Annotated in this window: 17 protein-coding genes and 1 riboswitch; of the genes, 4 read left to right on the top strand and 13 right to left on the bottom strand. The window is 61.3% G+C overall.

Going from position 1 to position 20,052, the window contains the following annotated elements:
- Nucleotides 1-118: 118 nt before the first annotated feature.
- Nucleotides 119-1,639 (top strand): AhpA/YtjB family protein, encoded by a 1,521-nt coding sequence (locus NQL71_RS11595; protein WP_274642670.1) that lies wholly within the window; start codon nucleotides 119-121, stop codon nucleotides 1,637-1,639.
- Nucleotides 1,640-1,868: 229 nt separating this feature from the next.
- Here the strand turns inward: NQL71_RS11595 and NQL71_RS11590 are convergent, their stop codons facing one another.
- The 9 genes from NQL71_RS11590 to NQL71_RS11550 all read right to left on the bottom strand — a co-directional run bounded on the left by NQL71_RS11590 (nucleotide 1,869) and on the right by NQL71_RS11550 (nucleotide 11,261).
- The gene (locus NQL71_RS11590) at nucleotides 1,869-2,582 is read right to left on the bottom strand and encodes a PqiC family protein (RefSeq protein ID WP_274642669.1); all 714 of its coding nucleotides are present in this window, start codon (nucleotides 2,580-2,582) and stop codon (nucleotides 1,869-1,871) included.
- Nucleotides 2,583-2,758: 176 nt separating this feature from the next.
- Nucleotides 2,759-5,026 carry a DNA topoisomerase IV subunit A gene (parC, locus tag NQL71_RS11585; protein WP_046819857.1) on the bottom strand — a complete coding sequence of 756 codons (2,268 nt, stop codon included), beginning with the start codon at nucleotides 5,024-5,026 and terminating at the stop codon, nucleotides 2,759-2,761.
- A 7-nt stretch (nucleotides 5,027-5,033) separates the two neighbouring features.
- Nucleotides 5,034-5,558 (bottom strand): retropepsin-like aspartic protease family protein, encoded by a 525-nt coding sequence (locus NQL71_RS11580; RefSeq protein ID WP_046819858.1) that lies wholly within the window; start codon nucleotides 5,556-5,558, stop codon nucleotides 5,034-5,036.
- Nucleotides 5,555-6,544: an esterase-like activity of phytase family protein gene (locus NQL71_RS11575; RefSeq protein ID WP_077185407.1), complete on the bottom strand. Its 990-nt coding sequence runs from the start codon at nucleotides 6,542-6,544 to the stop codon at nucleotides 5,555-5,557. Before NQL71_RS11575 ends, NQL71_RS11580 begins: the two co-directional genes overlap by 4 nt.
- Nucleotides 6,544-8,451 (bottom strand): DNA topoisomerase IV subunit B, encoded by a 1,908-nt coding sequence (gene parE, locus NQL71_RS11570; RefSeq protein ID WP_046819860.1) that lies wholly within the window; start codon nucleotides 8,449-8,451, stop codon nucleotides 6,544-6,546. The genes NQL71_RS11575 and parE overlap by 1 nt, the downstream gene beginning before the upstream one ends.
- 43 nt (nucleotides 8,452-8,494) lie before the next feature.
- Entirely contained in the window at nucleotides 8,495-9,103 is a 609-nt protein-coding gene (locus NQL71_RS11565; protein WP_046819861.1) for a YqiA/YcfP family alpha/beta fold hydrolase, read from the bottom strand.
- 178 nt (nucleotides 9,104-9,281) lie between these two features.
- The gene (gene cpdA, locus NQL71_RS11560) at nucleotides 9,282-10,097 is read right to left on the bottom strand and encodes a 3',5'-cyclic-AMP phosphodiesterase (protein ID WP_046819862.1); all 816 of its coding nucleotides are present in this window, start codon (nucleotides 10,095-10,097) and stop codon (nucleotides 9,282-9,284) included.
- Between the two features lie 103 nt (nucleotides 10,098-10,200).
- Nucleotides 10,201-10,653 (bottom strand): DUF1249 domain-containing protein, encoded by a 453-nt coding sequence (locus tag NQL71_RS11555; protein ID WP_046819863.1) that lies wholly within the window; start codon nucleotides 10,651-10,653, stop codon nucleotides 10,201-10,203.
- The gene (locus tag NQL71_RS11550) at nucleotides 10,644-11,261 is read right to left on the bottom strand and encodes an NUDIX domain-containing protein (RefSeq protein ID WP_046819864.1); all 618 of its coding nucleotides are present in this window, start codon (nucleotides 11,259-11,261) and stop codon (nucleotides 10,644-10,646) included. Before NQL71_RS11550 ends, NQL71_RS11555 begins: the two co-directional genes overlap by 10 nt.
- Before the next feature lie 207 nt (nucleotides 11,262-11,468).
- Here NQL71_RS11550 and NQL71_RS11545 point away from each other — a divergent pair, with 207 nt between their 5' ends.
- Nucleotides 11,469-12,215 (top strand): RsiV family protein, encoded by a 747-nt coding sequence (locus NQL71_RS11545; protein WP_046819865.1) that lies wholly within the window; start codon nucleotides 11,469-11,471, stop codon nucleotides 12,213-12,215.
- Here NQL71_RS11545 and cytX read toward each other — a convergent pair.
- Both cytX and thiC read right to left on the bottom strand, forming a co-directional pair.
- On the bottom strand, nucleotides 12,184-13,476 hold the full coding sequence (gene cytX / locus NQL71_RS11540; protein ID WP_046819866.1) for a putative hydroxymethylpyrimidine transporter CytX: 1,293 nt from the start codon (nucleotides 13,474-13,476) through the stop codon (nucleotides 12,184-12,186). The genes NQL71_RS11545 and cytX overlap by 32 nt on opposite strands.
- 78 nt (nucleotides 13,477-13,554) lie before the next feature.
- Entirely contained in the window at nucleotides 13,555-15,444 is a 1,890-nt protein-coding gene (gene thiC / locus NQL71_RS11535; RefSeq protein ID WP_274642668.1) for a phosphomethylpyrimidine synthase ThiC, read from the bottom strand.
- A gap of 168 nt (nucleotides 15,445-15,612) precedes the next feature.
- Nucleotides 15,613-15,718, bottom strand: a riboswitch (TPP riboswitch).
- Between the two features lie 205 nt (nucleotides 15,719-15,923).
- Between thiC and NQL71_RS11530 the strand changes: the two genes are divergently transcribed.
- Complete coding sequence (locus NQL71_RS11530; RefSeq protein ID WP_046819867.1) at nucleotides 15,924-17,357, top strand: TolC family outer membrane protein; 1,434 nt, start codon at nucleotides 15,924-15,926, stop codon at nucleotides 17,355-17,357.
- Nucleotides 17,358-17,402: 45 nt separating this feature from the next.
- On the opposite strand, the gene waaA is transcribed toward NQL71_RS11530, so the two are convergent.
- On the bottom strand, nucleotides 17,403-18,680 hold the full coding sequence (gene waaA / locus NQL71_RS11525) for a lipid IV(A) 3-deoxy-D-manno-octulosonic acid transferase (RefSeq protein WP_274642667.1): 1,278 nt from the start codon (nucleotides 18,678-18,680) through the stop codon (nucleotides 17,403-17,405).
- Nucleotides 18,673-19,587: a LysR family transcriptional regulator gene (locus NQL71_RS11520; protein ID WP_046819869.1), complete on the bottom strand. Its 915-nt coding sequence runs from the start codon at nucleotides 19,585-19,587 to the stop codon at nucleotides 18,673-18,675. The genes waaA and NQL71_RS11520 overlap by 8 nt, the downstream gene beginning before the upstream one ends.
- A 103-nt stretch (nucleotides 19,588-19,690) precedes the next feature.
- On the opposite strand from NQL71_RS11520, the gene NQL71_RS11515 reads away from it, so the two are divergent.
- The gene (locus NQL71_RS11515; RefSeq protein WP_008004867.1) at nucleotides 19,691-20,023 is read left to right on the top strand and encodes a DMT family transporter; all 333 of its coding nucleotides are present in this window, start codon (nucleotides 19,691-19,693) and stop codon (nucleotides 20,021-20,023) included.
- Nucleotides 20,024-20,052: the final 29 nt, after the last annotated feature.

The raw sequence follows: 20,052 nt of genomic DNA, 5'->3' as shown, positions 1-20,052 counted from the left end.
GGAAAAAAACCGCATTCTACCCACATTCAGTGACCATCGGGCACCGTGAGCGCTTTGACGGCCTAGGGCCTGTCGCTATACTGCGCGTCAACTTCACGGACAAAAGAGCCGAGCTCAAGTGAACCGGCCTACGCCAGTAAAAACCGATAACTTCTTCCTGCTGATCTTCCGTGCACTGCGCCACCGCCGTGTACCGATTGCATTACGCATTGCCAGCCATAACGTGATCCTGGTCGCTCTGGCCCTGGTGATCTACGCCTGCGTGATGGGTTTGCAGTTCAAGCAGGCCATGCACGAGCAAGCGGATGCGCTGGGTGAAAGCCTGACCATGCAGACGGCCACCTCGGCTACTGAGCTGCTGGTGTCCAACGACATCCTCAGCCTCAACGTCCTGCTCAACAACCTGACCAAGAATAAGCTGGTGGCCCACGCCGCCATCTACAGCGTGGACAACCGCATCCTCGCCGAAGCCGGCCAGCGTCCCAAGCATGGCCTGTTGGGCGAAGCCGAGGGCATGTACCAGAGCAAGATCACGTTCCAGGACGTGACCGCCGGTCAGCTGCGCATCAGCCTGGACATGGACCAGTTCCAGCAGCCGATGACCATCAGCCTGCAAAGCATGGGCATCTTGAGTGCGATCCTGCTGGCCCTGTCGCTGGCCTTGAGCCTGCGCATGGGGCGATACCTCTCCACGCCGTTGCTGCAATTGCGGGTCTGGCTGCGCAATATCGACGAACACACCCCGGCCACCGAACGCAATGACGAGATCGGCGACCTGGCGCGCCAGCTGCACGCCGACTTTGCGCCAGAACCCGTCGAACCGGAACCTGAGCCGGAACCCGAATTCGAAGACAACGATGACGAGGACGGCGAGCCGGATTTCGAAGTGCGTAACCTGCGTGATCCGAGATTCGATGAAAGTCGCCCCATGGCCGCGATGAAAGCCGCGCCACGGCGTGTCGTCAGCACTGTTGAAGACGATGACGACGATGCGTTCGCCGACTTGCTCGATGATGCACCAGACAGTGTGGTGAAACCGTCGGCCAAACCTGTAGCCTCCAATGTACCGCAGCACAGCGCCGTGCTGGCCGTACAGCTGGGCTCACAGGAACAGCTGCGACGCCTGCCCCGGACACGCCTGGAAGATCTGCTCAAACGCTACCGCGACTGCCTCGACCAGGCGGCCTCGCTTTACGAGAGCGAACTGCACACCCTGAACGATGGCAGCACCCTGATGCTGTTCCACTCCGAAGACAGCGGCGACGATTACCTGACCAACGCCATCTGCTGCGGCGAGCTGCTGCGGGCGTTGGGTCATCAGCTGCAAATCGAAGTCGCCGACAGTGGCATCACCTTGCAATTGCAGCTTGGCCTGACCCTGGGCGAGGAACTGTTTGGCCTGAGCCAGATCGACCTGTTGCTGACCGACGCCGCACAGGATGCCCTGGCCCTGTCGCAGCACAGCCGCAACCTGCTGCTGGTTGAGCGCAAGATCAGTGACGACGCCCTGATTCGCCAGCGCGCACGGATCCGCCCGATAGCCAGCCCTGAAGGCGCCTGCTGCGTGGAGCGGCTGATGGAGCCGTATCCGTCGATGCTGGAACGCCAGCTGGCGCGGATGCACGAACGCCGGGCGTAATAGCCCTGTTATCAAGAAGCCCGCAGATGAGTTGATCGTCTGCGGGCTTTTTTGTTGCCTGTCCTGAGGCCTTCGCTGGCAAGCCAGCTCCTACAGGGTTCGTATGGATTCCACTAACTCTGTAGGAGCGGGCTTGCCCGCGAAGAGGCCGGGACAGGCACTAGATCTCCAACCTGCAGAAACAACAAGGCCCGCATCAACGCGGGCCTTGTTTCCAATCCATCGAGCTTTAGAAGCGAAACACTTCCATATCCGTGCGAATCGGTGCAGCCATCGGGATCTTCGGCTGTTTTTCCTGTTCCGCCGCAGGCGCTGCAGGCTTGGCTGCCGGCTTGCGCGGTGCTTCGGCAATCGGAGGCTGGTTGGCCAGCGGCTTGAGCGCTACCGACAGCTGTTCAGCGAGCTTCTGCAGCAATACACCCTGCGCCTGAACCTGAGCCGCCGTATTACCGGCGTGCTGTTCCTGCAGGTGAATGATGCGGTTATCGCGCACCTGGCCACGACGGTCGATCAAACGCCACTGGGCATCGAGGATCGCCGGTTGCGTCTTCCCCGAATCCAGGCGCGTGATGGTCAACAGGACCTGGACATCCGGTGTGAACCCTGTTGTCGCAGGCGCCAGCACTACACGCTGGCTGTCCAGATGACCCGCCACCTGACGCAGCAACAGCTGATCGATGTCGGAAGACAGGCTGCCAGCCCAACGTCCGTCGGCCGAGGCTTGCAGGCTGCCATCAGGCTGACGCTGCAACAGGGTTTCGCGCTGCAGGTAGTCCGCCACGGTGACCGGGCCCAACAAAACCGCCATGCCCGCGCTTTGCGCAGGCGCAACCGGACTTCCGCTGTCCAGTTGATACAGCGACACCGGTTGGTGAACGCTGCAACCCGCCAGGCCAAGAACGCCGGCGAGCATCAAAATAAAAGGAAGGCGCAGAGCAGTCATCGTCCCATCCAGGTGGCCGCCACAAGGCTGACCACAGTGAAAATACTCAATAAATATGAAGAACGCTCGGCCACGCCGGCGCTTGAAAGGCCATATCATCCGTGAATATGCGTTCCGACTCCAGCGCCAAAGCGTCGATCTACGCGTTAAATCGTAGATCGAGCGCTCTAGGACGCTTAATTGAGGTTTTCGACGAGCAGCGCATCCACCCTCTGGAAGCCACGTGGCAATTTGTTACCACGACGCCCACGCTCACCCTTGTAGTGTTCGAGGTCGTCTGCTTTCAGTGACAAGGTACGTTTTCCGGCCTGCAGCACCAAAGTGGCACCGTCCGGCACAACGGCGATGTCCGTGACATATTCTTCGCGGCTGGCCACACGCTCACCGGAAATCCCGATGATCTTGTTGCCTTTGCCCTTACCTAATTGTGGCAGATCGCTGATCTTGAAGATCAGCAGGCGACCTTCGGTGGTCACCGACGCCAGCCAGTTGTGCTCACGATCGGCCACTGGACGCGGCAGGATCACCTTGGCGTTGTTCGGCAGGCTCAACAGGGCCTTGCCTGCCTTGTTCTTGGCCTGCAGGTCTTCACCCTTGACCACGAAACCGTAACCGGCGTCCGACGCAATGACGTACAGCGCATCGTCTTCAGGCATCAGCACGCATTCGAAACTCGCCCCTGGCGGCGGTGTCAGACGACCGGTCAGCGGCTCGCCCTGGCCACGGGCCGATGGCAAGGTGTGTGCCGCCACCGAATAACTGCGCCCGGTGGAATCGATGAACACCGCAAACTGGTTGGAACGCCCCGCGGCCAAGGCCTTGAAACCGTCCCCGGCCTTGTAGGAAAGTCCGGTGGCGTCGATGTCGTGGCCTTTGGCGGAGCGCACCCAGCCTTTTTCCGACAGCACGACGGTGACTTTTTCGTTCGGCAGCAGATCGTGCTCGGTCAGCGCCTTCGCTTCAGCGCGCTCGACGATTGGCGAGCGACGGTCGTCGCCATAGGTCTCGGCGTCCTTGATCAGCTCGGTGCGCACCAGTTTCTTCAGCTTGGCTTCGCTGCTCAGCAGGGCTTGCAGCTTGGCTTGTTCCTTGAGCAGTTCATCCTGCTCGGAACGCAGCTTCATTTCTTCCAGTCGCGCCAATTGACGCAAGCGCGTGTCGAGAATGTAGTCGGCCTGGATTTCGCTCAAGGCGAAACGCTCGATCAGCGCGGCTTTGGGCTGCTCCTCAGTGCGGATGATGTGGATCACTTCATCCAGGTTGAGGTAGGCGATCAACAAACCGTCCAACAGGTGCAGACGACGCTCGACCTTGTCCAGGCGGAATTGCAGGCGGCGACGTACGGTCCGAACCCGGAACTCCAGCCACTCGACCAGCAGGGCCCGCAGGTTTTTCAGCTGCGGCTTGCCATCCAGCCCGATGATGTTGATGTTGACCCGGTAGCTCGACTCCAGCTCGGTGCTGGCGAACAGGTGCTGCATCAGCGCATCGTGGTCAAAGTTTTTCCGGGCGCCAGGAATGATCACGATCCGGCATGGGTTCTCGTGGTCCGACTCGTCGCGCAAGTCCGCGATTTGCGGGGCCTTCGACGGTTTGGCCTGCATCATGGCCGCAATCTGTTCCAGCACCTTGGCACCAGAAACCTGATGCGGTAGCGCGGTGACGATGATGTCGCCGTCTTCAATATGGTAAACGGCGCGCATGCGCACCGAACCGCGCCCGGTCTCGTAGATTTTCAGCAGGTCGGCACGCGGCGTGATGATCTCCGCCTCAGTCGGGTAGTCCGGGCCCTGGATGTGCTCGCAAAGCTGCTCGACGGTGGCCTTGGGCTCATCGAGCAAACGCACGCAGGCACTGGCGACTTCGCGCAGGTTGTGCGGCGGAACGTCGGTGGCCATGCCCACGGCGATACCGGTGGTGCCGTTGAGCAGGATATTAGGCAACCGTGCTGGCAACACCAGCGGTTCGTCGAGGGTGCCGTCGAAGTTCGGGCCCCAGTCCGCCGTGCCCTGGCCCAGTTCGCTGAGCAGCACTTCGGAGTAGCGCGACAGCCGTGCTTCGGTGTAGCGCATGGCGGCGAAGGACTTGGGATCGTCCGGCGCACCCCAGTTGCCCTGGCCGTCCACCAGCGTATAGCGATAGCTGAACGGCTGAGCCATCAGGACCATGGCTTCGTAGCAGGCCGAGTCACCATGGGGGTGGAATTTACCGAGCACGTCACCGACGGTACGCGCCGATTTCTTGTGCTTGGAATCGGCGTCCAGCCCCAGCTCGCTCATGGCGTAAATGATACGCCGCTGTACCGGCTTCAGGCCGTCGCCGATATGCGGCAAGGCACGGTCCATGATCACGTACATGGAGTAGTTGAGGTAGGCATTTTCGGTGAAGTCAGCCAGTGACCGGCGTTCTACACCGTCCAGGCTGAGATCAAGGGAGTCGCTCATGCGGGCCTCATCGGTTCGTTGTCTGGCGCAGCAGCATGGTGCCACCGCGCTGGGTAAATTCAAGTTTGTTCAGCGCGCTCATACCGAGCAGCACTTGTTCGCCATCCAGGCCCGGCACGACGATGGCGCGCACATCACGCAGCACAATATCGCCCAGTTGCAGGCGGTCGACGCGGGTTCGATAACCCTCGGTGCGACCGTTGGCGGTGCTCAGGGTCACCCCGAAGCCTTGTTCCAGTTTCAGCCGTTCGGCCATTTGCGCCGGGATCGCCACATCGGTCGCCCCGGTATCGAGCATGAAATTCACCGGCTGGCCATTGATATGGCCGCTGGCAACGAAATGTCCCTGACCGTTGCTGACCAGTTTCACTTCGACGAATCCCTCACCGCGCTCCGAACTGACGACCACATTCGGATTCTGTTGGCGCTCTTCCCACTGGCCGAAAAACCGCGTCGCCAGAAACAGCGCGGCGCACCAGGCCAGTACCATCAATACCCGGCCGGCACGTTTGCCAGGGGTCTGCTGGCTCATGGCTGGGCGCTCCAGCCACCTTCAGGCGCCGCGAAGCGCCAGACGATCGGACGGACCTCGCCATCGGCGCGGGCACCGGTGTTGTTGTCGATACCGATCCAGGCACCCTCGGCGTCCACGATCAAGGCCTCCGTCAGTGCAAAGTCCTGGGGATAACGACGGTTTTCCTGCAACGCCTCATCGGCAAACGACCAGCAGCGTTCGACCTTGGCCGTCACCGCATCACGACGGCAAATCTCATACGCGTTGCGCTCGAGGGTAAACAGCTTGCCGTCGAACCATGACAGATCGGCAAAATCCCGGGGCATCGCCCTGGCGTTGGGAAATTGTGCCGGTTGCATTTCCTTTGCGCCTTCGCTCAGCAGCACACAGCCGCCGTCGCAGTCCCAGACAGTCTGCTTGCGCTTGACCAGCAGCAACCCGCGGCTCTCGCGCTCGGCAGCCAACCACAATTGGTCACCTTGCGGATTGATCGCCAGGCCTTCGAACAACGCATTGAAACGCAGCAACATACCGCTGGCCCGCGCCTCGCGCACCATGATCGGCGAAATCTTCAGCCAGGAGGTCGGCCCGGTTGGCGGAATTTGCAGCACCGCCGCATGGGACTCGCTGACCACATAGCGATTTCCGGCGCTGTCGCACGTGATTCCTTCGAAATCCAGATCACCGCCACGCACGAACGACGACACCCAGGCCCGTGACCGCAGACCCCATGGCAAGCCGCTGTCCGGCACAGGCGGGACGCCGATGCCTACCGCTTCCGCACGCCAGGCGCCGTCGCCCGTCTCGAGACGATAGATCTGATCGTCGTCGCGGTCGGAGACCGTCCACAACTCCGTGCCGCACTGGGCCAGCCCGGACAGGTTGCCGCCACGCATGCCGTCCACGGCATGCTCGGACAACAGACGCAGCTGCGGTGTCGGCTTGGCAGACACCGTGATCGAGGTCAGCAGCAACGCACACGCCAGGGCAAAGCCCAGCCGCATCAGCCCAGCACCTCCGCCAGGTTGCCCTTGGACTCCAGCCAGGTCTTGCGATCGCCAGCGCGTTTTTTCGCCAGCAGCATGTCCATCATTTCCGAGGTCGCGTCGAAATTATCGCCCAAGGTCAGCTGCACCAGGCGCCGGGTGTTCGGGTCCATGGTGGTTTCGCGCAGCTGCGGCGGGTTCATTTCGCCCAGGCCCTTGAATCGGGTGACCTGCGGCTTGCCGCGCTTCTTCTCGGCCACCAGGCGATCGAGAATGCCATCGCGCTCGGCTTCGTCGAGGGCGTAGTAGATCTCTTTGCCCAGGTCGATGCGGTACAGCGGCGGCATGGCGACATAGACATGACCGGCATCCACCAACGGGCGGAAATGCTGGACGAACAATGCACACAGCAACGTGGCAATGTGCAGACCGTCGGAGTCGGCGTCGGCGAGGATGCAGATCTTGCCGTAACGCAGCTGGCTCATGTCCGCGGCGCCCGGATCGACACCGATGGCCACGGCGATGTTGTGCACTTCCTGGCTGGCCAGCACTTCGCTGCCGTCGACTTCCCAAGTGTTGAGGATCTTGCCGCGCAACGGCAGAATCGCCTGGAACTCTTTGTCCCGCGCCTGTTTGGCCGAACCGCCGGCGGAGTCACCTTCCACCAGGAACAGCTCGGACCGCATCGGGTCCTGCCCGGCGCAGTCAGCGAGCTTGCCCGGCAACGCCGGCCCCTGCGTGATGCGCTTGCGCTCGACCTTCTTGCTGGCCTTCAGGCGACGACCGGCGTTGTTGATCGCCAGCTCCGCCAGCGCCAGACCGGTTTCCGGGTGCGCATTGAGCCACAGGCTGAACGCGTCCTTGACCACACCGGAGACGAACGCCGCGGCTTCGCGGGACGACAGACGCTCCTTGGTCTGGCCGGAGAATTGCGGCTCCTGCATCTTCATCGACAGCACAAAAGCGATGCGTTCCCAGACGTCTTCCGGCGCCAGCTTCACGCCGCGTGGCAACAGGCTGCGGAACTCGCAGAACTCGCGCATGGCGTCGAGCAGGCCCTGGCGCAGGCCATTGACGTGGGTACCGCCCTGGGCAGTCGGGATCAGGTTGACGTAGCTTTCCTGCACCGCGTCGCCACCTTCCGGCAGCCACAGCAGTGCCCAGTCAACGGCTTCCTTGTTGCCGGCCAGGCTGCCGCAGAACGGCTCGTCCGGCAGGCGCTCGAACTCGCTGACCGCGTCGACCAGGTAGGAACGCAGGCCATCTTCGTAATGCCATTCGACTTTTTCGCCGGTGGCCTTGTCTTCAAAACTGACCAGCAACCCCGGGCACAGGACGGCCTTGGCCTTGAGTACGTGCTTGAGGCGGCTGATGGAAAACTTCGGTGAGTCGAAGTATTTCGGGTCCGGCGCGAAGAACACGCTGGTCCCGGTGTTGCGCTTGCCGACCGTACCGATGATTTCCAGCTCGGTTTTCTTGAAACCGTCGGCGAAAGTCATCTGGTATTCGTTGCCGTCACGCTTTACACGCACCCGCACTTCGGTCGACAAGGCGTTGACCACCGAAATACCCACCCCGTGCAGACCGCCGGAGAACTGGTAGTTCTTGTTGGAAAACTTGCCACCCGCATGAAGCTTGGTGAGGATCAGCTCGACCCCGGAAACACCTTCTTCGGGGTGAATGTCCACCGGCATGCCACGGCCGTCGTCGCTGACTTCCAGCGAGTGATCGGCGTGGAGGATGACCTGCACCGATTTGGCATGCCCGGCCAAGGCTTCGTCGACGCTGTTGTCGATGACTTCCTGGGCGAGGTGGTTCGGCCGACTGGTGTCGGTGTACATGCCGGGGCGTTTGCGCACCGGGTCGAGGCCCGAGAGGACTTCGATGGCGTCGGCGTTATAAGAGCTAGCGCTGGGAGTGGCCATGGGGTCTCGTCGTCAGTCTTTCATTGAAAATAGGGGCAAGGTTTCACAGCGCGGTGAAATCAATCGCCTGATACAAATCTGCGCCAATGCCGGCAAAACTCAGCATCGCCGGAAGCTGCTCGGCAAAACCCTGGAAACCATGGTCGCCACCAGCCTGGATGCGCAAGGCACAGGCCCGGTAATACTGCTGGGCGAGGCGATAGTCCAGCGTTTCGTCACCGGTTTGCAACCATACCTGATAGCGTTGCGGATCCTGGGGTGCCGGCACTTCCAGCTCGGCGAGGGCCGTCACGTGGTCGTGGGTCATTTCCCAGGTCTCGTCGGTATACAGGTTCTTCTGTGTCCCCAGGAATCCATCGAACATCCGGTGTGGACTGACAGCGGGGTTGATCAACAGGGCTTTCAAGCCATGGCGCTCGGCCAGGTGCGTCGCATAGTAGCCGCCGAGCGAGCTGCCGACCAGCAGTGGCCGCCCGAGCGCTCCAATCGCCTGCTCCAGCTGACCGATGGCCTCGCGGGGATGGTGATGCAAGGCTGGCACACGCAACTGGTCGATCAAGCCCAGGCGTTCCATCACTTCGCTCAACTGAGTGGCCTTTTTCGACGCAGGCGCGCTGTTGAAGCCGTGGATATAAAGGATCGAGCCGGACATTCGAGTTCCCTGTGCGTCGGGTAAAGAGGCGCAGTTTACAGGGACTTTGGCGCGTTGGGTGGCGATGAAATGCGATCCCTGTAGGAGCTGGCTTGCCAGCGAAAGCGGATTCTCAAGCAACAATGATGTTGATCGTGACGGCCTCTTCGCTGGCAAGCCAGCTCCTACAAAGGATGCGTCAGTAGCCGTTGGAGCCGTAGTCGGGCTGAAAATCAAAGCCAGTGACGCGCTCCACGCCGGTTTCCAGCCGCCCATCCGGCAACAGCCGCAACCAGCGATACCCCGGCGCCTGCTCCCCGACCTTGAAGTCTTCGCTGCCCGGTTCGAACTGAATGCAGGTCGATGGCGAGGCGATCAGACGCACGCCGTTACGCAATTGATCGATTTCCTGATGCACATGCCCCCACAGCACGGCACGCACCTGTGGAAAACGATCCAGAACTTCAAAAAAAGCTTCGGGATTGCGTAGCCCGATCGGTTCCATCCACGCACAGCCGATCGACACTGGGTGATGGTGCAGGCACACCAGGTGGTGCCGTTCTGGCGCTTCACTCACAGAGCGGGCCAGCAGTTGCAACTGTTCGTCCTGCAAATACCCCGGCACCGAGCCTGGCACTGCCGAATCGAGCAGCGTGACCCGCCAGTTGCCGATGTCCACTACGGGCTCCAGCAAGGCACTCTGCACCGCCGCCTCGGCCATGATCCGTGGCTCGTCGTGATTGCCGGGAATCCAGCGCGCCGACGCGTCGAGCTGTCGGCTCAGCTCACGAAACTGCTGGTAGGATTCGAGCGTGCCGTCTTGTGACAAATCGCCGGTGGCCAGGACCAGATCGATCCGAGGCTGCTGCACGCGCACCAATTCGATGACTTTTTGCAGGCTGTCTCGGGTATTCATGCCCAGCAGCGAGCCGTCCGCTTCGGCGAACAGGTGACTGTCGGAGAGTTGCACCAGCATCGCCGTATCGGCTGTGGTCAAGTTGGATACGCTCGGCAAGGCGTTCTCCCAGGGCGTGATCGCGGGATTGGATAATGGCGCAATTATGCTGGGGGATGACGAAAAAGGGGAATCCGCGAACCTGACGCAGTTCACAAGAACATCAACGGACCACTTCGTACTCGTGCCCCAACGCCAGGCAATGGCTCAGCCACTCGCCCAGGAACATGTTCAACTGGGCCTTTTCGTCGGGCTGGTGCATCGAGGCGTTCGGGTAAGGATAGATGCCGCGAAAGCGCCGCGCATGTTCGGCGCTGACCACTTCGGCCATACACGCGTCGTGGTAGACCTGCACTTCCAGTTGCGGCACCGGCAGCCAGGGCAGGCTGTGCTCCTGGCGCACCTGCAGGGTCGTGGTGTAGGGACAGACCTGCAGCACTTCCAGCGCCAGCACGCCGAGCATCTGGTCGCCATGGGTCACGGCGATACGCCGCGCCGCGGGCTCATTGCGCATGTCCGGCAACAGTCGCATCAGGCGCGCGTAGTTCGCCTCGCAGGACGCCTGCAGCCCCACGAGGTCCACCCGATAGCGATCGCGCAGCTTGTTTACGACCATAGCCCCCTCACTTCAACGCGGTTCAGTGCCAGCCATTGCAAGGCAATGATGCTGGGCGCGTTGGCAATACGTCCGTCGCGTACGGCTTGCAGGGCATCTTCGAAAGCCCACACCGTGACGCGAATATCTTCAGCCTCTTCCTCCAGCCCATGCAGGCCGCCTACCCCACTACTATCGCAACGTCCCAAGTACAAATGCACGAATTCGTTGCTGCCGCCCGGCGATGGAAAATACCGGGTCATCGGCCACAGTGCACCGATGACAAGCCCAGCTTCCTCCTGCGCTTCGCGGTGAGCAACTTCTTCCGGTTGCTCATCCTTGTCGATCAGACCAGCGACCAGTTCGACCAGCCACGGATTGTCGGTCTTGCCCAGGGCACCGACACGAAACTGCTCGATCAGCACCACTTCATCGCGCAGGGGGTCGTAGGGCAGCATGCACACCGCATCGTGGCGCACGAACAGTTCACGGCTGATTTCGCGGCTCATACCGCCGGCGAACAATTCGTGGCGCAAGTGCACGCGATCGAGCTTGTAGAAACCCTCGAAGCACTTTTCGCGCCGAACGATATCCACGGCGGTCGGAATGGCTTTGGCAAAATCAGTCATGACAATCCTCGTATCTGACACCGAGGCTCCAGCCTCGACTTCGCGCCATCCTAACGCGCCCATGAGGTTTGATGCAGCCCCTTTACCTTCAGCGGGATGGACGGTGAGGTCGAAACCCACTCTAATTAGCTTAGTGGCGAACTGACTGCTCCGTTGATAGTCGAAGCGGGTAACTTTTTGCCTTTCCCTGTTTTATGAAGGACGCCCATGTCGCTTTTTAAAATTGCCTCCGTGGCTGCTCTCGCCCTGATCCTGGGCGCTTGCCAGAGCCTGTTCCAGCCCAATTATCGCGCGCCGCTGGAAACCACCCGCGACGCCACCGAGCAACTCAAGCCAGGCTGTACGGACCAGGACTGTCCGCTGGTGAACATCGACACCCTGCATTTCCCCGCCGAGCCTGCTCTGGACGGCATCATCGAAAAACGCCTGCTGCAAATGACCCGCACCTCGCCCGACGCCCCGGTAGCACCGACGCTGGCGGCCTATCGCGAACAGTTTTTGCGCACTGCAGGTCCGCGCAACAGCATTTACCTGCAGGCCAAGGTACGTGAGCAGCATGACGGCTTGGTGATCATCGAGTTGTCCAGCTACCTGGACACCGGCGGTGCCCATGGCACGCCGGGTCGAGGTTTCATCAACTATTCGCGCCAGCAGCAAAAGGTGCTGACACTGTCGGACATGCTGGTACCCGGGCAGGAAGAGGCGTTCTGGAAAGCCGCACAGGTGGCCCACAACAGCTGGTTGATCAGCACCAAGCTCGATCAGGAACCGGAGTTCGTCAAGAGTTGGCCGTTCCAGAAAACCCAGAACGTGGCACTGACCTATGGCGGGGTGATCCTCAAGTACGAAACCAGCAGCATTGCGCCTTACGCGCTGGGCCATGTCGAACTGAAGATCCCCTACCCCCGCCTGAATGGCATCATCAAGCCCGAGCTGTTTCCCGGCCGTAACTGAAGGCCCGGCCCAGAACCAGCTGCAACAGCCCTGCCAGGATCAACGCCGGCAGGGTTGCGCCGATGTCCGGATACAGATTGGCCAGCAAGTGATAGGTGCTGACCCCACCCAGCCAGGCGAGCAGCGCTGGCCAGCGCAATGCAGCTGACGCCACCTTGCCGCTGCGTTTGCGCAGGATGAAGTGATCCACCAGCACCACGCCGAACAGCGGCGCGAACACCGAACCGATCAACAGCAGGAAGTTCTGGTACTGGGCCAGGGGCGCCAGCAAGGCGATCAGGGTACAGATCACGCCGATGGCCAAGGCCAGGTGCTCGACTTTCAGGCGCAACAGAATCCCGCTGGAAACCGCTGCCGAGTGAATATCGGCGAAGGCGTTTTCCGATTCATCCAGCAGGATCAGCAGCAGCGGAATCCCGAGGCCCGCGCCTGCCAATGCCAACAGCAAGGCATTGACTTCGCCACTCGGCGCGAATGCCAGGGTGTAGGCCACGCCCAGGCTCATCAGCCAGAAATTACCGATAAAGAAGCCGATCGCCGTACCGCCGAAGACATTCTTCGCACGCTTGCCGAAACGCGAGTAGTCGGCAATCAGTGGCAGCCATGACAGCGGCATCGCGATAGCAATGTCGAAGCCCACCGCGAACGGCATCGAACCGTCACCTGCCTGTGCCCACAAGGCGGCCAGATCAGCTTTGGCGAACAGGTTCCAGGTCAGCCAGATGCACGCGGCCAGCAGCAGCCAGATGCCCCATTTGCGCAGGATCTGGCGTACAAAGGTCAACGGGCCACTGACGGCCAACAGGGTCGCCAGGGCGCCGAAGAACAGGGTCCACAGCACAGGATTGGACATCAGGCTGCCATCGCTGAAGGCTTTGGCGCCCAACAGGCTGGCGGCATCGCGCATGACGATGATTTCGAATGAGCCCCAACCGATCAGTTGCAACAGGTTCAGTACCGCCGGCAGGCTCGCGCCTTTGCTGCCGAGGCTGAGCTTGAGCGCAGCCATCGATGACAGGCCTGTGTCGCTGCCGATCACGCCGACCGCAGCCAGCAGCAGGACGCCGACCAGTGTGCCGAGGAAAATCGCCAGCAGCGAGCCGGACAGGCCCAGGCCGGGCGCAAGCAGCGCGCCGGTCTGCAGGACCATCAGGCCGATGCCCAGGGAAAACCACAGGGAAAACAGATCGCGGCCGCCGAAGACACGCCTGTCGGTTGGCACCGCGATGTCGGGTGAGTAAGTGCTGGGTTGAATGCTCAAGGGGTGTTATCTCAGAGGGACATTTGTTGTTGTGTTGTGATCGTTCCCACGCTCCGCGTGGGAACGATCAGTGCGGGATCAAACTTTCTGATACAGCTGACTGCCTTCCTGCTTGAAGCGCTCAGCCTGTTCGGCCATGCCCTGGGCGACATCCACGTCAACCGCTTCGATCCGCTGGTTGGCCGCATACTCGCGGACTTCCTGGGTGATTTTCATCGAGCAGAATTTCGGTCCGCACATGGAGCAGAAGTGCGCGACCTTGGCCGAATCCTTCGGCAGCGTCTCATCGTGATACGAACGCGCGGTGTCCGGATCAAGGCCCAGGTTGAACTGATCTTCCCAGCGGAACTCGAAACGCGCCTTGCTCAAGGCGTTGTCACGGATCTGTGCGCCCGGGTGCCCCTTCGCCAGATCGGCGGCGTGAGCGGCGATCTTGTAGGTGATGATCCCGGTCTTCACGTCATCCTTGTTCGGCAGGCCCAGGTGTTCCTTGGGCGTGACGTAGCAGAGCATGGCGCAACCGAACCAGCCGATCATCGCCGCACCGATACCGGAGGTGATGTGGTCGTAGCCCGGCGCGATGTCGGTGGTCAGCGGGCCGAGGGTGTAGAACGGCGCCTCGTCGCAGCACTCCAGCTGCTTGTCCATGTTCTCCTTGATCAACTGCATCGGCACGTGGCCCGGGCCTTCGATCATGCACTGCACGTCGTGTTTCCAGGCGATCTTGGTCAGCTCGCCGAGGGTTTCCAGTTCGCCGAACTGCGCTTCGTCGTTGGCGTCGGCAATCGAGCCCGGACGCAGGCCATCGCCCAGCGAGAAGCTGACGTCGTAGGCCTTCATGATTTCGCAGATGTCTTCGAAGTGGGTGTAGAGGAAGTTTTCCTTGTGGTGCGCCAAGCACCACTTGGCCATGATCGAACCGCCACGGGAAACGATGCCGGTCACGCGCTTGGCGGTCATCGGCACGTAGCGCAGCAATACGCCGGCGTGGATGGTGAAGTAGTCGACGCCCTGCTCAGCTTGCTCGATCAGCGTGTCACGGAACAGCTCCCAGGTCAGGTCTTCGGCCACGCCGCCGACTTTTTCCAGGGCCTGGTAGATCGGCACCGTACCGATCGGTACCGGCGAGTTACGGATGATCCACTCGCGGGTTTCGTGAATGTGTTTACCGGTGGACAGGTCCATGACCGTGTCCGAACCCCAGCGAATGCCCCAGGTCAATTTCGCCACTTCTTCTTCGATGGACGAACCCAGGGCGCTGTTGCCGATATTGCCGTTGATCTTCACCAGGAAGTTACGGCCGATGATCATCGGTTCCAGTTCGGTGTGGTTGATGTTGGCCGGAATGATCGCGCGACCGCGGGCGATTTCGTCACGGACAAATTCAGGGGTGATGATTTTCGGTACGCTGGCGCCGAAGCTGTGACCGGCGTGTTGCTGGTCCAGCAGGCCGGCGGCGCGGGCCACTTCCAGCTTCATGTTTTCGCGGATGGCGACGTATTCCATCTCGGCGGTGATGATGCCTTTGCGCGCGTAGTGCATCTGGCTGACGTTGGCGCCCGGCTTGGCGCGACGCGGGTTGTTCACGTGGGCAAAACGCAGCTTGGTCAGTTCCGGATCGGCAAGGCGTTCCTGGCCGAAGTTGGAGCTCAGGCCGCTCAGGCGCTCGGTGTCGCCACGGGATTCGATCCATGGCGAACGCACATCGGCCAGGCCTTTGCGCACGTCGATGATGACGTTGGGGTCGGTGTACGGGCCCGAGGTGTCGTACACCACAACCGGCGCGTTGACCTCACCACCGAAGTCGGTCGGCGTCACGTCGAGGCTGATTTCACGCATTGGCACGAGGATGTCCGGACGAGTGCCCTGGACATAGATTTTTTGCGAGCGGGTAAACGGCTGCACCGATTGTTGATCGACCTTGGCCGAGTCACTCAGGTTGGTGGCGATTTTTTCTTTTGTAGTCATCACGGGCTCTCCAGACAGCATCCAGGCAGTGGAATTTTGTCGGAGCGAACCTGTAACGAATGGACGCGACCAATCAGCCATGACAACGCTGTTGGTGCTGTGCTCAGTGCTCGAGGGGTGTTCGATTGTCGAACAACATCCCGGACGAAGCACAAGAGGACTCGCCGGGTGACGAGAAATCTTGTTCCCTACGCAGGCGCTAACCTGATCAGGTTCAACGGGATCCGAAATTATTCGATCTCAGCCTCATAGCAAGGCACCCCGACAAGAACCCGGCCAGTCTAGACACAACTGGCAAAGAACGCCAACCCCGTTGCAAACACCATGATGAATGGCGCAATTACCGGGAGCGGCAGGATTGTTGCCGCTCCAATGCACAACTACACTCGCTACGCCAAGCTGCGCATTGACGTTGCACAGGCAGCGCCTTAGCCTTGGCGCTCAAATTACTTGTGTAATATTTTTACTAGGGAACGCCTATGCTGCGCAAACTCTCACTGGCCCTTGCCGTGTCTTGTGCGTCCAATGGAATGGCCTGGGCAGCAGAAGCGCCCTTATCGACCAGGACCGACCTGGTCAGCGTTTATCAGGAAGCGGTGAACAACAACGCCGACCTCGCCGCCGCCATCGCCCAATATGGCGCCCAGAAAGAAGTCGTACCCCAGGCCCGCGCCGGGTTGCTGCCCAACCTGTCGGGCGGTGCCAATGTTGCCAACGTGCGCACGGCAATCGACCAGCCTTCGGCCACGACCAACCGCAATGCCCATTCGTACCAGGCGACCCTGGCGCAACCGCTGTTCCGCGCCGACCGCTGGTTCCAGTTCCAGGCCGCCAAGGACGTCAACGAACAGGCTGCGCTGCAGCTCTCCGCGACCCAGCAAAACCTGATCCTGCAGACGGCCGACAGTTACTTCAACGTACTGCGCAGCCAGGATAACCTGGCCTCGACCAAGGCCGAGGAAGCCGCGTTCAAGCGTCAACTGGATCAGTCCAACGAGCGCTTCGATGTCGGCCTCTCGGACAAGACCGACGTGCTGAACTCGCAAGCCAGCTACGACACGGCACGCGCCAACCGCATCGTTGCCCAGCGCCAGGTGGACGATGCCTTCGAAGCCCTGATCACCCTGACCAACCGTCAGTACAAGTCGATCCAGGGCATCAGCCACAACCTGCCGATCCTGCCCCCCGCGCCGAACGACGCCAAGGCCTGGGTGGAAACGGCGGCCAAGCAGAACCTCAACCTGCTGGCCAGCAACTACGCCGTCAGCGCTGCCGAGCAAACCCTCAAGCAGCGCAAGGCCGGCCATGCACCGACCCTCGACGCCGTGGCGCAATACGAAAAAGGCGACAACGATGCGTTGGGCTTCAGCAACCCGAACGGCTTTCCCCAGGCGTATGGCGGTAACGTCGAGCAAACGACTGTGGGCCTGCAACTCAACATCCCGATCTACAGCGGCGGCCTGATCAACTCCCAGGTGCGCCAATCCTATGCGCAACTGGACCAGACCGAGCAGCAACGCGAATCCCTGCGCCGGCAGATCGTCGAAAACACCCGCGACCTGCACCGCGCGGTGAACACCGATGTCGAGCAGGTACAGGCGCGCAAGCAGTCGATCATCTCCAACCAGAGTGCGGTGGAAGCGACCGAAATCGGTTATCAGGTGGGTACGCGAAACATCGTCGACGTGCTGGATGCGCAGCGCTCGCTCTACACCTCGGTACGCGACTACAACAACACCCGCTACGACTACATCCTCGACAACCTGCGCTTGAAGCAGCAGGCCGGTACGTTGAACCCGGGGGATTTGCAGGACCTGGCGCGTTGGCTCAATCCCAACTACAACCCGGACAAGGACTTCCTGCCGCCGGACCTGGCGAAGGCTGCGGCTGAACAACTCAAAGCCAGGCCTTGACACAGTTCCTGTAGGAGCCGCCCGCAGCAAGCCGGCTCCTACAGGTCAGCGGTCGATCAACCGCCCCAGCCCATCCAGCAAGCGCTGCAGCGCCCCCTGATTGGCGCGCATCACCTTCAACCCCGCCTCGGCCATCCGCTGCGCATCGCGCGGCAATTCGAACAGGCGCTGCACCGCCAACGCCAGCCCTTGGGCATCTTCCACTTCCTGCAACGCCCCGGCGCTGCGCAACTGCGCGGCGATTTCAAGGAAGTTGAACAGGTGCGGGCCACTGAGCACCGGCTTGGCCAACGCTGCCGGCTCAAGCAAGTTATGCCCGCCATTTGGCACCAGGCTGCCGCCGACGAATGCGGTATCGGCCAAGGCGTAGAGAAACAGCAACTCGCCCATGGTGTCACCCAACAACACCGACGTGCCGGCGGTAACCGCTTCGGCGCTGGAGCGCCGAACCGTGGCAAAGCCCTGCTGGCGACACAACTCGAATACCGAATTGAAACGCTCAGGGTGGCGCGGCACCAGTATCAGCAAGGCATCTGGATGGCTCGCGAGCAGCTGGCGATGGGCTGCCAGTACCACCTCGTCTTCGCCATCATGGGTGCTGGCGGCAATCCACACCGGGCGTTCGTGCGCCTGCCATTGCCCGCGCAAATCGGCGGCACGTTGCAACAGTTGCGGGTCGATGGTCAGGTCGAACTTGATCGAGCCGGTGACTTCGACGGTATCCGTTCGCGCGCCCAACTGACGAAAACGCTGGGCCTCGGCTTCGGTCTGCACCGCAAACAGGCTCATCTCGGCGAGCATCGGCCCGGTCAGTTTACCGAAGCGGCCGTAGCCCCTGGCCGAACGCTCGGACAGTCGCGCATTGGCCAGGGCCACGGGAATCCCGCGCTTGGCACATTGATGGATATGGTTGGGCCAGAGTTCGGTTTCCATGATCACCGCCAGTTTCGGCTGGACCCGATCAAGAAAACGCTTGGCGGCGCACGGCAAATCGTACGGCAAATAGCAGTGCTGGATGCGCGGCTCATTGGCGAACAACGCCTGGATGCGCTCCGAACCGGTGGGAGTCATGCAGGTCACGGTGATCGGCAGCTGTGGATAACGTTGCAGCAAGGCGCGAATCATCGGCGCGGCGGCAATGCTTTCGCCCACAGACACCGCATGCACCCAAATTCCACCGGGCTTCATTGTCGGCATCGCGTAGGAAAAACGCTCACCGATGCGCTTGGCATAGGCCGGGGCCTTGCGCGAACGCAGCCACAGCCGAATCGCCACCAATGGCAGCCCCAGGTAAAACAGCGCGGTGTAGAGAGTTCTATTCATGGCGGCGGAGTTTATCGGGTTTTTCGCCGATCGCCTGCAAGTGCACGGCAAAACGTTCCGCCAGCCAGCGAGCGGCCGGGCCCAGGGGTTCGTCGCGGCGCCAGACCAATTCCACCACCAGCGCCGGCGGAGTCCATTCGCTGGCCAGTTCGACCATCAAACCCTGGTACGCCGAGTACTGCACGACGTGCCGCGGCAGCCACGCCCAGCCGAGGCCACGGACCAGCCATTCGGCCATCACGTAAAAACTGTCGGCCCGCCAGACTTGCGGGCTGGCCGGCTCGCTGCCGGGGTAGACGCTGGACTGCGTGGACATCAGCAACTGGCGATGCTGCGCCAGTTCCTGGCAGTTCACTTCAGCCTTTACCGCCAACGGATGCCCGACACCGCACACCGTGACCATCTCGACGCTGCCCAGCACCCGCCGCTCAAGGGCTTCGGGAATTTGATCGTGGTAAAACAGCAAGCCCAGATCGGCTCGACGCTCCACCAGCTTGCGCGCCACATCGCCCTGGGCAGCGCTGGTCAGTTGCACTTCAAGGCTGGGGAATTTTTCCGCCAGGGCTTCAAAGCTTTCAATGACGGGTTGGTAAGGCATCGCCTCGTCCTGGGCCAGACGCAGGCGAGCCTCCTGGCCGCGCATCATTGCCAGCGCCCGGCCGTTGAGGCGCTCGCATTGGCGCAGCACTTCCCGTGCCTCTTCCAACAAGGCGTTGCCAGCTTCGGTGAGTTTCGGCTGGCGGCCGCTGCTGCGGTCGAACAGGCTCACGCCGAGATCTTCCTCCAGCAGGGCAATCGCACTGCTGACCGCCGACTGGGCTTTGCGCTGGTCCCGCGCCACGGCAGAAAACGAACGCTGCTCCGCCACACCGACAAACAAGCGCAGTTGTTCCAGATCCCATTGCATTGGCAAACCCATCTTCAGGACAGATAGGTAATGACTTTACCGCATCTGGAGAACCTCTAGAATGCCGAACTCAGCAAGCAACACTTCATACGAGGATTGACCCATGACCGCTTACTACTACCTGGCCATTGCCATCTGCGCCGAAGTGATTGCCACTGTTTCGATGAAAGCGGTCAAGGGCTTCAGCACCCCGTTGCCGCTGTTGCTGGTGATCGTCGGCTACGGCATCGCCTTCTGGATGCTGACCCTGGTGGTGCGCAGCGTGCCGGTGGGCGTGGCTTACGCGGTATGGGCCGGCATGGGCATCGTGATGGTCAGCGTCGCGGCGCTGTTTATCTACGGGCAGAAGCTGGACGTACCGGCGATGCTGGGGATGGCGCTGATCGTGCTGGGGGTTGTGGTCATCCAGTTGTTCTCCAAGACTGCCGGGCACTAAAACACGCGCACAATCTTTTGCGGGAGCGA

It is taken from the genome of Pseudomonas serbica (assembly GCF_028823535.1).
Classification (GTDB): domain Bacteria; phylum Pseudomonadota; class Gammaproteobacteria; order Pseudomonadales; family Pseudomonadaceae; genus Aquipseudomonas; species Aquipseudomonas serbica.
The sequence above is the reverse complement of the archived record's forward strand: the minus strand, read 5'-3'. Positions and strand labels throughout refer to the sequence as shown.